Below are 13391 nucleotides of genomic sequence, written 5' to 3' on the forward strand. Positions count from 1 at the left end.
ATTCCCCTGGGGGGTGAATACGAGCCAGCGACAGTCACTATTCACCAATCACATAACACCGCTTTCAACCGTGATCTTTCCCGTGTAGCCGTCTACTAGAACAGATTCCCCTTCGCGAAGAATGCTGAGGGCGCTTCTTACACTAACTACAGCGGGTATTCCGTATTCTCTGGCGATGATTGAACTGTGTGAAAGCACGCCTCCCGACTCCGAAATCACAGCGCCGGCCTTTGCGAACAGAGGAGTCCATGCGACATCTGAATACGGAATAACAAGAACATCTCCTCTTTCAATCCTCTTAAAGTCGCTAGTATCGTGAACCAATCTAACCTTGCCTCTGTAATAGCCTCTGGAGGTGGGCGTCCCCTTAAGCGCGCTGGTCTCTTTTTCTTCGGCTGGAGGGACTTCGTCCCCGAAGATTATTGATGGTACTGCGATATTTCTGTACGCTTCGATCTCGAGTCTTCTCTTTTTTACAGTCTCTCTGGCTTCTTCACCATTCAGACCGCCATTCAAGAGAGCTCTTATTTCACTCATACTTAGGTAGAATATATCTTTCTCTATATCAATCCTGCCTTGCTCGACAAGAATTCTTGCCAGTGCCAGAAAGTGATCTCTGAACAGGCCGTAACTGTATGTGTAGATCGAACTGATTTCTTCCCTATAAACCCTGAATTTTCTGGCCTTGTTGTATAGAAACTTCCTCCATAGTCCCATCTTTCTTCCTTGGAGAGCTTCTTCCAGAGTTATAAGCGATTTTTGCTCTATATCTTCAAACTTCACTATCATTGAAAGAACGTGATCGGGATCCTCTCTCCAGGGAGTGAAGGAGAAGTCGTTCCCGCTGGCGCTTAGATGACCAAAAGTAGCGAGAAATCCGTCAAACTCTTTCCGAAAGCCAGTCAAATTCTGTAACTTGAGGAGTCCAGAATAACCTTCTGCTGCGATGAGAGATCTTTCATTGACCGGGAGTTCCGAGAAGACCGCATGGAGTCTTTTCAACTCGTAATTTGGATCTAGGCGCTTGATCTCAGAGATTCCCTTAACTATGTTCAGACTGTCGGCGGCTATCCCGATCTTCTTCAAACTCGAAGTCATAAGACGATTGTAGAGCGACATCAGAAGAGGGATCACGATATTGTAATAGGCAATCTCACTGTTAAACCCGTATAGAGCGTCGATTCTTTTCATGATTTTGTCGGGTTCTGTGGTTAGATCGTCAATATCAAAGCTCTTCGATTGCTCTCTAAACTCTGGGATCTTCTTTCTTACGCGCCTTCCAAAAAGCAACTTGTCAATGAAGAAGACCGTAAGCCTGGGAAGCTTTTTGAAAGTCTTTGAGGTGGGTTTGAACTTTGGCTTATCCGGACCCTCGACTAGGATACCTAGAAGCAGTTCGAGAGTCTCCGCAGGCATGCCAAGTTCCTTGAAGATACTTCCAATTACCCCCATGTTGAAATACGCCCTGTAATAGAATGATCTTGCCAGCCTCAGTGGATCAATATCATTCTTGCCAATCATCTCTGTGAAGAGTCTTATCCATGCCCCGTTAACAAGAGGGATATTTATCGACCAGACAAGAGGCTTTATGATTCCGGGAAGAAACTCTTTGGGGATATGATTTGAATACACATCGGGGTAGTTCAATGCAGTTATCTCTCTCAGTTGAAGCCAGTAAATGTCTGTCCCATCATATACCCACTCTAGATCGACAGCCTTTCCATAAACTCTCGCAATTTTCTTCGCTTCAGCTACAACTTTTTTCATAAGAGCTCCGGAACCATCGGCGCTATCTGGTTTTTCTATCCAGGTGCCCCACTTGTCTACCCAGCGTTCGGGGGTAACTCCGTCTTGAACAAGGGCGTCTCCGCGGCCTGAAACCGCTTCAACAATGGTCTCGTTCAATCCCGTTAAGGGATTGCATGTAAAAACTACACCTGAATAAACGGGAGATACCATCTCCTGAACTATAACGTTCATGACAATTGATTCCCGTTCAAGAGAACTCCTTTCCACGTAACTCCTCAACTGCTCCAAAGAGTTCCAGTTAACGACTTCTCTTATCGCTTCTACTACTTGCTCTTCTGTTTTGAGGTCAAGAAAGCTCTTAAATTGCCCGGCAAAAGAATTCTGAGAAGTATCTTCAACGTTCGCCGACGATCTTACGGCAAGAGCACCGTGCGCGTTTAAAAGATGTCTCATCTCCTCTCTCAACTCAGGAGAAGCCAGACTCTGAATTCTTTCGAGTCGAAGAAGAAAGGTCTCGGGTATCCTAAAGCCCTTTCTTGCCAGAAAAGACAGATTCAGCGCCTTGTTTCCTGCCTTGCTTCTTCTATTGACTTTGTCTACCGGTATAAGAACTCTCATTACTTGTCACTCTCATTCGATCTGAAAACTCCATAGAAAATGAAGTCGTCATTCTTCCGCGAGCTCCTTAGGAGAACGAGTACGGTTAATATTATGCCCAGCAACATCAGAAAAACATCGCCATAGACTGCAAACAGCAACAATGGAACAGCCAGAGAGGTTACTATGAGAGAGATAAAGGTGTCCATTCGAGAGATAAGCAAAACAGCGGTCCAAACTACGCTCAACAGAAACGTTGCAAGCGGGAAGGTGAAAAGCATTCCCCATCCCGCCACCGTTCTTCCTTTTCCTCCTTGCTTGATTAAGAATAGCGGAAACCTAGTTCCGAAGACTGCGACCAGTAGGAATATAAAGGACATTCTTCTATCGGCTGAATAGAAGAGACTCGAAAGAAGAATGGGAAGCAAAGCCTTACTAACATCGCCAAGAACAGATAGAAAGCCGACCCTAAATCCTCCGGTTCTAAAAGCATTTGCAACTCCGATATTCCTGCTCCCTTCTCTGTCTAGGCGCTTCTTGTGGAAAATGTATGTGAAGAAATAACTGAATTGAACTGAGCTGTAAATATACACCAGAAATAAAAGAGCAATGACCATGAACTCCTCCAGCGTGCGATGTCTATTCGCCAAACACTTTAAATTGGTTCTTTATATATATTTTAACAAAAAAAGCGAATAGACAATCTTTTGACATTCGATTATGCGAACTCGGAGAGTCTCTTCAGATTAAACTGGCCGATTACTGTACTGATCCCGACGGAGATTCGTTGACTTTCAAGCTTGTTGACGGACTGGGTTCTGTTAGCGGGAGTTTTTATCAGTGGAATGTCGTTAGTTTTTTCGATCCGACGACGCTACTGGTAAAGACCAAAGACACCAATAGCGAAAAAAACCAGAGACCTCTTTCATACTTGGAACGGTAGAGACCCTGACGGTGATCTCGTAGTATACGATCGAAATCTTTCGACGTCTCCAAGTCCGACTCTCTTCATATCAAACAGGACCACAACAAGTTATCAGAAGGGTGGGCTACTGGCAAACACGACTTACTAATGAAAGATAGTGGCCAGGGATACCGATTCGAACGCGGTCTCAGGACCGATATGGAACTTCAAAACAAAATCCTGAAGATCTTGTAGCGAATGAGAGAAAGGGTTGCAGCTTCTCTGTTCTTTGCCTTGCAATATGAGTTTTATATCAGGCTCAGAAAACGCGAGTAACCTTTTCGGGCCAGAGAAAAGATCCTCCAGGTTTTTCTGGAATGGCTCTGTTTATTTTCTTGGACAGACGTGATCGATCCACAACTCCTGACCCGCCTATCGAGAACGAGTTTATCGTTCCAATAAGTTTTAGAATGCCTTTCTTTCCTATGACGTTGGTGAATGTCAAACTTACTCCGCCAATTATAGTTTTGTTTATGTCGGCGAAGTTCTGAACGTTTTTCAGGACTCCGTTGACCGTCCAAGAGCATGGGCCCGTCCTTCGATAGGATCAAAGAACTGATCCCGGGATGACTGCAGAGCAAATCGTCTCTTTTCGCCAAACCCCAGACTCCAGACCCGAACCCCGCGTGTTGCTCCCTTCCCTTCTTTTGTGCTTGTCGATACAACAACTAACAACCGCTCTGATGAAACCGGCCTGCTTTGGGATGAAAGTTGTGTTGATTTTATAATTGATCTCGTTTAACAGCTTCGTTGATGAAGAAAACCGATCATACATAGGAAATATGAATTCATGATATCATATTACTTGCTGGAGGTGATGGCGTGTCGGCCAGATTACTTAGGCCAACGGAGAGAGGACAAATAACAATACCAAAGGAAGCGAGAGATAAACTGAAGATCACTCCCGACAGCAGGTTCAAGGTCTCTGTGGAAGGAGATAAGATAATCTATCAGCTGGTGTCGCCTTTCGACATGATAGTCAAGGAGTTTCAGAAAGAGGCGGAGGCCAGAGGCTATACTAAGGAAGAATTGGAAAACGAGCTGGAAAAGGTCAGAAAGAAGCTCTTCACAGAGATTTATCATGAGAGTGATGATTGATTCGAACACATTCCTCTCAGGCATTGTTTTCGACGGAATGGAAAGACTCCTCTTGCATAACATGGTGCATTCCAATCATGTGCTTCTGCTGGCAAAGTTCAGTGTTTCAGAGGTTGAGAGAGTATTGAGAAGGAAGTTCCCAGGTGTGATCGAAGATTACGAGGATATTCTCCAATCACTTGATGCAGAAATACTGCCCTTTCCAGACAGAAGCGAAGTGAAGCAATGTATTGAGATAATCAGAGACGAGTACGATACTCCGATTCTTGCTTCCGCTATTAAGGCTAGACCAGATGTGTTTGTTACAGGAGACAAAGACTTCTTTGAAGAGCGAGTAAGAGCATTGATCAGAGTCGCAACTAAAAGAGAGACACTCAATCTCATACAAGAAAGAAAGATATGAAGCAAAGTTCTTCTGAGCGAACTCCCCACCAATAACGTATGATCAGCCGGTCAAACAAGAAAGAGCACTGTCGAGACGTTCGTTGAGCTCTGTGAAAGACCGAGAAGCGGAAATGGGGACTGGCCAGTTTCTGAGGTCCCACTTTTCGCGGCAAGGATCGAGATTCTGGCCAGGTACATGCCAGCTACTGAAAGTGAGAAAAGGCTTTCATCCCCGTAGAACCCTCCCTTAAATCCACTCACTTAGTCATCCCGTGATGCTTTTGCACGGGATCTGGTCTTGAAAGCGCTCCAAAGATCTAGATCCTGGCCAGAAGCGTGCCAGGATGACCTGAAGTAAGAAAGACCGTCACTCCGCATAGCCTGCCCTGATAAGTCCCTGTTCAGGAGCCTGCCCCAATATGCATCTGTTTAGGGGATCCTGTTCCGGGCTCCTGTACGGGATCTAGTCTTTAAAACATGGCTGCAGTCTGGGTGAAAATGGGGACTGACCGGCTCCATAAGAATCGCTGTACGCTTGCTAAGTGACGCTGCACGCTGTGAGGAGACGTCCTTGGTCCTTTGTCGCGGATCAAGGACCCGTCCTTTGAAAAAGAAGTTCCAAGTTGCATGTTCCAAGTTGCAAGCGGTAGAGCGAAAAACTCAGATTCCGTCATGCTGTAAGAGCCGTCCTTCGAAGAGCAGTGAGGAGTTGCTTGTTCCAGTTGCAGGCTAGAGACCTGAAAGCAAAAATGTCACAACGCGTCATCTGAACTTGATTCAGAGTCTTACCCTTCTTTTTTCGTCTCATGTAGCTTTTCTGGTTTGACCAAGAACGAATAACAGATCCTCGCTCTGGAACGAAGCACTGGTTTTTCCCTCGGCTAAAGGAGAACCGTTTAACGGCCAACTGATATCGCTTTGCTCTTTCCAATCCCTACCGCAACCCCCGACCCCGGCCTTTTGCTTTTTCTTACTATGCATGATCTGCTTTCTCTCCTTGCTCTTGATACTCTCGAATATGGTTTTTCTAGAAGCGAGGCTTCACCTCAAACTCAAAACGTCTTCTCGCTCTCTAGGTTTTCTCGGAGAACCGATAATCCCAGCAACTTGCATCTGGTGGAACTGATTTCTCTCTCTTCTCCGAGGGTGGATCGCCTACAACCACAACTCTCGGTCTCCAATGTGTCTTTATGAATCCCATTAGCCAAACGTGTTGTCCCATGAATGGGTAGAGCACTATAATAGTTTATCCAACCATAAGCGAGGTGAAAAGATGAAGAAGGGATACAAGCTGATCTATCAGTTCAAGATAATGCTTCTTGACATCACACCGTTAATCTGGCGACGAATACAGGTTCCGGACATCTACACTTTCTGGGATCTTCACGTCGCAATTCAGGATGCTATGGGCTGGTCTGATTACCATCTACACGAATTTCAGGTCGTTGATCCGAAGAGTGACGAGCTTGTTTATATAGGGCTTCCTATTGAAGACGATTTCAAGGAGGTTCTCGATTCCAGAAAACTGCGCATTTCCGATTATCTCTCGATTCATAACCGAAAGGCGTCATACCTCTATGATTTCGGAGACAACTGGATCCACGATATTCTTCTCGAAGAGGTTCTCGGTAGAGACTTGAGCGCCAAGTACCCTAGATGCATTGCCGGTGAACGAGCCTGCCCGCCTGAAGATGTTGGAGGAACAATGGGTTATCGTGATCTTGTTGAGGCAATGAAGAATAAGAAGCACCCTGATCGAGAAGATCTGATCGACTGGCTGGGAAGAGAGTACGACCCCGAATCCTTCGATCGGATGCAAATCCACTTTGACGACCCTGATGAACGCCTGAAGAACACATATTAGAGAAAGCAGAATAGGACGTAAGACTAGACCGGAGCTATCGTTCCAACACAAATTGCTGATAACAGTAGTCTCCAAAGGGCCCTTTTCATTGACAAGAAGACATGGAACGGTACAGCTCGAAAACAGCTCTGATGAGATCTTGCCAGGCCAAGAGAAACCTTCTTCAAGAACTGGCGACCCAACTCGAAGAATCAAAGCCAAACAGACTCAGAAGACAATTGACTCTCTAAACAGCTTATGAAAAGCGCATCTTAGAAGCCCTTCTCTTTGAAGCTCTCAAAGAAGGACTTTACCGAGCATTCCAGAAGAAAAGCGCCACTACATACGTAATACAGGGCAGAGGGTTTCAGAGCCCCGAATCTTTCTTCCTGGAGATTCTTCTTTCCGATTCCCAGTCAGCAACTGGTGCGAACATCTTTATATAGTATCCAAAGCATGTTGTATCCAGCTATCCGGTTTATGAAGTTACGCAAGATAGTCCTCTTCGAACTCTTCGATTGTCTGATATTTCTTCACCTGGACTCTGTTTTCGTCATAGAGCAATCTGTACTCTTCCATTGCTTCGTCGAAGGTCCTCGCCGACCTCTGTAAATCGTTGATATCGAAGTGCTTCATCAGATCGATAGACACGCCTTCGTACTCCTCTCTCATTTCATCGTAGAATCGCTGGCAACTTGCGGCCGTCATGAGAGACAAGTACTTGTTGTCGGTCTTTGCGGCAAGCTCCATCTTGTTTCTCCAGTTCGAATAGATTTCCTCGTAACTACCTGTAAGAGCCTGCGAATCAAGTTTCTTCTTGCCCTTAACTCTGTACTTGATCTCTTCTATCTTCTCCCCCGTACACCGCAAAAGCGAAGTTGCGCTCTCTTTAATTGAACGCAGTGTATCGGCCTCGATGAGTCGTCTGTAATGACCTGGAAATCCAATCGGTAATTCCCGCATCCTTTCGATCTCTTCAGGTATGTGTCTAGACCCAAGACTTACATATGACTTGTTGATTAGATACATGATCATTTCGATAGAGTTGATCAATTTGGCCGACTCGTATTTGACTCTTCCGGACTCTTCACTCAGAACCAACTCTGCGTAAGTTTTCTGAGCCTACCCGAAATGCATCAATATATTCCTCAGATCGTGTTAATTCAGCGGGCTGTTCAGACGTTCCATAGCTTTACCGCGAAGCTCCATAAACCTCTGAGGTTGCTTGTAGTCACGGTAGTAGACGATGTTCACGTCCATCAGCCTCAAGTGTATGGTGTCGAATATTTAGCCATGTCTTCAAGCTGCTGCCAGCTCGTGCAGTAGATATCATGAGCAACGTCTCCCAAAATGAAGCATGAACCTATTCTGTATCCTTTCGAATCGTTTATTCAATGAAGAGATCTAAATCAGACTTGTCGTGTATGTCTCCAGTGGCAAATGAACCATAGATGCCGACCAACGCTACCGAGTCCGGGCTGACACGCTTCGATTTCTCAATCACCGCCTTGATGATCCTCTCGTTCTTAACCACTAGAGCCTCTTTGATCTTCTCATCCACAACATCCGCTCCATTCTGCATACTGACTTCACTCACCTGCTTATTGCCAACATAACTCATTCAGCTCCCGCAAGTTAGTTTAAAGGACGATTCTATCAAGTGGAGCGGATTTATGTTGACAAACAATACTGTGCTCCATGCAATCACAGGCGATCTCCAGGAAAGGATAAGAGCTGCTAGATTCATCTGAAGAGGCATAGGGTGGGAACCTCCAGCTGCGTTCAGGTCGATGATGTTACACTTGGAATGGAAAATCTCAAGCAACATGAAAGAGGTGGGGTGTGAACTTTGCTGGGAGCAATTGTCGGCGATATCGTCGGGTCGAGATTTGAGTTCAATAATCACCGAAGCAAGACCTTTGAACTATTCACAGATGAGTGCTTTGCTACGGACGATAGTATAATGAGCCTTGCCGTTGCCAAAGCGATCATGGAAACTGAGAAGGTTGTTGACAAATCGCGAGAAGACTACAGGCTGAGTATGTGCTATGACCGTCTGCTAAGAGAGCTTACAGTGAAATATATGCAGCAGATCGGTCGAAATTATCCTAACTGCGGTTATGGGGGAATGTTTGGAAGATGGATATTCAGCGCCAACCCTCGGCCGTACAATAGCTTCGGCAACGGAGCTGCTATGCGCATTGGCCCTGTGGGATTCACTGCGCGAAATGAATTGGAAGCGATAAGCCTCTCAAAAACGATAACCTCTGTCACTCACGACCACCCGGAAGGCATAAAGGGGGCTGAGGCGACTACCATTGCCATTTTCCTTGCGTGTCAAGGCTTCTCAAAGCGGGATATTCGCGTCAGGATCTCAAGAGATTACTACTCTCTGGATTTCACAATCGACGAGATTCGCCCATCCTATGACTTCAATGAAACCTGTCAGGAAACAGTGCCACAGGCCATACAGTGCTTCCTAGAATCAGATTCATTCGAAGATGCAGTCCGCACTGCGGTTTCGCTTGGCGGAGACAGCGACACAATCGCAGCAATAACCGGAGCGATAGCCGAAGCTTACTACAGCATACCGTATGACATAAGAACCAAGGCACTGCACTATCTAGACAAAGAACTCCTCGCGATCTTCTTTGAATGGGAAGCCTTCTTGAAATCATAAAAACTGTCGATAGCGAGATTTCGATTTGACCGTGGTAGGGGGTAGCGGGTAGGGGGTTGGTAAGAGCAAAAGATCAGTTGCAAGTTACAAGTTGTGGGTTGTAAGGGAAAGCAAAAGGCCGGGGTTGGGAGTTGCAATGTGCGGGTCGGAAAGAACGGAATAAGACGCAAGGCGCCCGAAAGCATCGGCGGACGCAAGGCTGGGAAAAACATCCCAGGTCGCAATGCTGCCTTCGGCAGGAGGCCTTCTCAGGTCAACCGTCCCCAGTCCACCGTCCTCCGAATCGGAATTCCGGCGAAGATTGTGAAGGGACGCAAGGCCTGACGGTTGCAGATTTCACCCCCGTTGTCCGCAGGCAATGCCTATTTGCAGAGAGTCCTGCCCCTCGCTGGAGGAGATCGCCGATCGCCACAGCGTCGCGTGTTTTCTTCACAAAGGAGCCGAGGCCCTGTGAACGATAACATTCTGGTTCTTGAAGCGGTCAACAAACACTTCCCCCTGAACTCTTTCAGAATGCGTGGAAAGGTTGTTCATGCAATGGACGACGTGTCTTTTCCTCTGCGAAGAGGAGAAGTGCTTGCGATAGTTGGAGAGTCCGGCAGCGGAAAAACTACAACTGCAAACGTAATAAGCAGGATCTACAAGCAGACTTCAGGCAGAGTAGCGTTTGAAGGAAGAGAGTTGAGCGGCAACATGTCTCGAAAAGAAGAGCTGAAACACCACAAGAGGGTCCAGATGATATTTCAGGACCCTTTCGGAGCCTTGAATCCGACAAGAACGGTTGGCGGGATTATGGAACGACCCTTCATAATTCACAAGATTGCAAAGGACAAAAGATCAGTAGCGGAAAAGGTCTATAACATACTAATTCAGGTAGGCCTTGAGCCACCCGAACAGTTTACACGGAAGTTTCCCCATGAGCTTTCTGGAGGTCAGAGACAGAGGGTGAATATCGCCAGAGCCTTCTCGATCGAACCCGACCTCATTCTGGCCGACGAACCCACTTCAATGCTCGACGTTTCAAACAGGATGAGCATAATGAACATGATGCTAAACCTCAAAGAGCGACATGGAGTATCCTTCATATACATAACCCACGATCTGGCCGGCGCCCGTTATATGAGCGACAGAATAATAGTTATGTATGCTGGCATGATCATGGAGATCGGTCCGGCAGAAGAGATAATTAACAGCTCTTTCCACCCTTACACAAAGCTGCTTAAATCGGCGGCGCCAGCCCCAGAAACTGGTCTAAAGCGAAAGCCTCTCATAACGGGAGGAGATATTCCCTCCCTAATCGATCCACCTAGTGGCTGCCGTTTCCATCCGCGTTGCCCATTCGCCGGAGAAAGTTGCTCTCTCGAGATACCCCCTATGAAGAAGATCGGCGAGGACCACTATGCGAGGTGCCTTCTCTAGTCCCGGAATTCTTTCTTTTCTCGGTGACTCCATTTTTAACATTGATGAGACAAACGCAGAAATGCATTCCCTGAGTCCGAGCAGCAAACGATAGAAATTTTTGACCGTGCCCTCTAGTAAAAGCAAAGACTAGCCAGTAAAGGCTCTTACCGGCCAAGAAAACCGAGCCAGCGTATCGTTCAGTCGGATATCCTGCGGGTCTTGAGCCAGTTGTACGCCTTGGGGCTGGATTCCCAGACCTGACGATAGTCGAGCGCATACATTGCAGCTTCTCTTTCGTCATCCTCCTCCTTCAGTTCTTCGAACTTCACAGATCCCATATCTCTGAAGAGCATTTCTACAATCAGAGGATTCGTTCTCAACGCGCGAAGCAGATATATGTTGGCATCTTGTTTTCTGTTTCTTATTGCACTGATGAAGGCGCGCCCCATAAGAAAATCTACATCTTCCTCTTCCAGGTAGCGTTCCAGCAACTTCTCGGCTTTCATGAAGTTTTTCTGCCTGAATAAGCTGTTGAGAAGCCCGTGCTTTGCATGCACATCATCTTCCCGGTCTATATCGAGAAGCATTTCATAGGTTTCTATTGCCCGAGTCTGATCACCGACCCTTATTCGAAGAAAATCCGCATAGTCAACGATTAGATCCAGCAGAGGCTTATTGTTCGCACGATCATACTCGAGTGAGTAAGACTCCGATTCGATTTCCCCTAATAGAGTTTCCAATTTCGAATAACCGGCTTCCAGAATGTATTGACATTTATTGTCTAAGCCTATCTCAGTGTACCCATTAGCCAGCATTGAGTAGAGCCGAAACTCGTATGGGTCTCTCGCAAGTGCGTTTTCCATCCGAACAACTCTTTCAGAACTATCCGGTATCGAGGCAAGCCTCATCAATCTGTAATTTCCTGGTGGGAGGTTGTACTCGATTGTGGGGGAATCCCCAGAACGCAAAACGGTTAGGCCGGGAATAAGATTCTTTCTCTCCTCAAAAATGATCTTGTGGAGATACTTTGTTGAATGATAGGCTCGTTCTAGAAGACGGGCCATTTTCGTGCTCAACGAGAGATCTTTCGAGAGTACCGGTGGAACTTTCGAATCAGAAACGAACCGATCAAAACGCTTACGGTCAGCCTTCGAAAGCATTTCATAAAGAAGCTTTGCTTTCGATGAATAGCCTGCCTTCTCTGCCACAAGAGCTGCTGCCAATCGAGTATTTGAATCGGTTTTAAGCTCTGTGACAAATGAAACCAGCTCCTCGAGTGATTCCGACTTTTCGAGGGATTCCTCATCGAGGAGAACAGAGCACACTCCACACACTATATCTGTCGCTTCTTTCTTTTCCTTGTTTTTCAGAAGCGTTCTAATAAATTTCATGATCGGTCTTCCTGAATGAGAGAAATCTGTATTGCGTACAATTTCACCAAGAATCAATGGAAGAGAATCATCAACAATCGAATTCTTCACAATGATATACAGAGGGCTGACCTGGTCTTCACTCCACTCAAGCAGATTTTCCGCGACAGTGGCGGCCTTCCTCCTTATTTGCTGATCCTTATTTATCAGAAGACAGATAAGGGAAAGTACAGACGCACCATATCCTGCCATCAATCCGGCATGAGTATCTTCGAAAATATACTGCAGCAGTGACACTTCAACATTTTTCTTCAGACCAAGGGCATAGTGTGCCACCATAGGCTCAATAAGCCCGAACACGACATCGGAATAAGGATTAACGTACTGCAAGTAGAACCTTGGACAGTATTTCGCCAGCCTCACTGCTTGATACTCAAGTTCTTTCTCCTCAGAATCTTCAATATCCGAATCAATTGTTCCGGCATGCTGAAGGAAGCACGAAAGCGCGCTGAGACCTGCGAGATAATACCATCGGGCCATTTCAGGTCCTCTGAATTCATTTACCCCCATTGCTTCATAGACTGACTCTTCATCATCTGAACCCGCAGAATTTCTGTTGGAAGCGCTATTCAGATTCTCACGTCGGAGCTTGTCGCCGATTTTGACGATCTCCTTCGCCACAGCAAATCTTGTTTCGAAGGGAATGCTTTCGTCCCAGACGAAAACACTCCAATAATAAAGCAAAAACAATTCGCTCTCTATAACCGTTTCATACTCGAGATCGAACACTTCGCACAGTAGCTTCGCGAGTTCCTCGATGGTGTCGGAAGAAGCCTCATAAAGAAGCTTCTCGCGATCAAAATCCGGCCCGGAGTAATCTGTACCCATCTCCATAAGATCTCTAAGATAGACAATTCTACTCTTCTGATAGGTATTCAAGATAGTTGCCCTCCTTGATCAAGTATCGTCAGAGGCTCCCCATATTCTCTTAGATTTCACAATTCACTCTGAACTCAAGAAAACTGCCTCTCCCTATCCTTCGAATCAATATACCCACTATAACTGGAGCGGTTGTCCTTAGCAAAAATCGTCAAGCCTCATATTTGTGATTTTTGGCTAGTCACATTAAGCACCTGTTTTTTCAATTATAAGGAATTTGGGTCTATCCATCTCCCTTTTCAAGAGTTCAGTTCAGAAGGGACTTTCGCTGAAAAAACTCAGAAACTCAACTATTCATCGGATCTCTTTTGCGTACTCACTTAAGAGGAAATGCCGTTCCCGTGAGAGAGGGGTTCACTCATATCC

General features: G+C 46.1%; 12 protein-coding genes and 1 pseudogene. 6 read left to right on the plus strand and 7 right to left on the minus strand.

Translation table 11 applies throughout. The features are described from left to right. Positions 1-48 precede the first annotated feature (48 nt). The 3 genes from B3157_RS06400 to B3157_RS06410 all read right to left on the minus strand — a co-directional run bounded on the left by B3157_RS06400 (position 49) and on the right by B3157_RS06410 (position 3755). A complete protein-coding gene (locus B3157_RS06400; RefSeq protein WP_292589692.1) occupies positions 49-2367 on the minus strand; it encodes a PEP/pyruvate-binding domain-containing protein in 2319 nt (772 codons plus the stop codon). Further along, positions 2367-2963, minus strand: a complete 597-nt coding sequence (locus tag B3157_RS06405; protein WP_292589695.1) for a glycerol-3-phosphate acyltransferase — start codon at positions 2961-2963, stop codon at positions 2367-2369. The genes B3157_RS06400 and B3157_RS06405 overlap by 1 nt, the downstream gene beginning before the upstream one ends. A gap of 606 nt (positions 2964-3569) precedes the next feature. Beyond that, positions 3570-3755 (minus strand): hypothetical protein, encoded by a 186-nt coding sequence (locus B3157_RS06410; protein WP_292589699.1) that lies wholly within the window; start codon positions 3753-3755, stop codon positions 3570-3572. 377 nt (positions 3756-4132) lie between these two features. Here B3157_RS06410 and B3157_RS06415 point away from each other — a divergent pair, with 377 nt between their 5' ends. Next, on the plus strand, positions 4133-4408 hold the full coding sequence (locus tag B3157_RS06415) for an AbrB/MazE/SpoVT family DNA-binding domain-containing protein (RefSeq protein WP_292589702.1): 276 nt from the start codon (positions 4133-4135) through the stop codon (positions 4406-4408). Next, positions 4392-4811, plus strand: a complete 420-nt coding sequence (locus tag B3157_RS06420; RefSeq protein WP_292589705.1) for a putative toxin-antitoxin system toxin component, PIN family — start codon at positions 4392-4394, stop codon at positions 4809-4811. The genes B3157_RS06415 and B3157_RS06420 overlap by 17 nt, the downstream gene beginning before the upstream one ends. Positions 4812-4861: 50 nt before the next feature. Here B3157_RS06420 and B3157_RS06425 read toward each other — a convergent pair whose 3' ends face one another. Next, positions 4862-5053 (minus strand): hypothetical protein, encoded by a 192-nt coding sequence (locus B3157_RS06425; protein WP_292589708.1) that lies wholly within the window; start codon positions 5051-5053, stop codon positions 4862-4864. A gap of 1012 nt (positions 5054-6065) precedes the next feature. On the opposite strand from B3157_RS06425, the gene B3157_RS06430 reads away from it, so the two are divergent. Next, positions 6066-6656: a plasmid pRiA4b ORF-3 family protein gene (locus B3157_RS06430; protein ID WP_292589711.1), complete on the plus strand. Its 591-nt coding sequence runs from the start codon at positions 6066-6068 to the stop codon at positions 6654-6656. A 465-nt stretch (positions 6657-7121) separates the two neighbouring features. Here B3157_RS06430 and B3157_RS06435 read toward each other — a convergent pair whose 3' ends face one another. Both B3157_RS06435 and B3157_RS06440 read right to left on the minus strand, forming a co-directional pair. Beyond that, the gene (locus B3157_RS06435) at positions 7122-7736 is read right to left on the minus strand and encodes a hypothetical protein (protein ID WP_214061014.1); all 615 of its coding nucleotides are present in this window, start codon (positions 7734-7736) and stop codon (positions 7122-7124) included. Positions 7737-8022: 286 nt separating this feature from the next. Beyond that, entirely contained in the window at positions 8023-8256 is a 234-nt protein-coding gene (locus B3157_RS06440) for a nucleotidyltransferase domain-containing protein (protein WP_292589719.1), read from the minus strand. 228 nt (positions 8257-8484) lie between these two features. Between B3157_RS06440 and B3157_RS06445 the strand changes: the two genes are divergently transcribed. From B3157_RS06445 to B3157_RS06455, 3 genes and pseudogenes are all read left to right on the plus strand, one after another. Further along, positions 8485-9315, plus strand: coding sequence for an ADP-ribosylglycohydrolase family protein (locus B3157_RS06445; RefSeq protein WP_289059184.1), 831 nt, complete (start codon positions 8485-8487; stop codon positions 9313-9315). A 319-nt stretch (positions 9316-9634) separates the two neighbouring features. Next, positions 9635-9769: pseudogene (locus tag B3157_RS06450) on the plus strand (oligopeptide/dipeptide ABC transporter ATP-binding protein); the annotation flags it as partial. Beyond that, positions 9766-10734 (plus strand): ABC transporter ATP-binding protein, encoded by a 969-nt coding sequence (locus tag B3157_RS06455; protein ID WP_292589725.1) that lies wholly within the window; start codon positions 9766-9768, stop codon positions 10732-10734. The pseudogene B3157_RS06450 and the gene B3157_RS06455, both read left to right, overlap by 4 nt. A 179-nt stretch (positions 10735-10913) precedes the next feature. On the opposite strand, the gene B3157_RS06460 is transcribed toward B3157_RS06455, so the two are convergent. Next, complete coding sequence (locus tag B3157_RS06460) at positions 10914-13025, minus strand: tetratricopeptide repeat protein (RefSeq protein WP_292589728.1); 2112 nt, start codon at positions 13023-13025, stop codon at positions 10914-10916. Between the last annotated feature and the right edge of the window lie 366 nt (positions 13026-13391).

It is taken from the genome of Mesotoga sp. UBA5557, assembly GCF_002425715.1.
GTDB lineage: Bacteria > Thermotogota > Thermotogae > Petrotogales > Kosmotogaceae > Mesotoga.

Excerpts from the sequence above, each read along its gene's own strand:
- B3157_RS06400 (WP_292589692.1), bottom strand. The coding sequence starts at position 2,367 with ATGAGAGTTCTTATACCGGTAGACAAAGTCAATAGAAGAAGCAAGGCA.
- B3157_RS06405 (WP_292589695.1), bottom strand. The coding sequence starts at position 2,963 with ATGGTCATTGCTCTTTTATTTCTGGTGTATATTTACAGCTCAGTTCAA.
- B3157_RS06420 (WP_292589705.1), top strand. The coding sequence starts at position 4,392 with ATGAGAGTGATGATTGATTCGAACACATTCCTCTCAGGCATTGTTTTC.
- B3157_RS06430 (WP_292589711.1), top strand. The coding sequence starts at position 6,066 with ATGAAGAAGGGATACAAGCTGATCTATCAGTTCAAGATAATGCTTCTT.
- B3157_RS06440 (WP_292589719.1), bottom strand. The coding sequence starts at position 8,256 with ATGAGTTATGTTGGCAATAAGCAGGTGAGTGAAGTCAGTATGCAGAAT.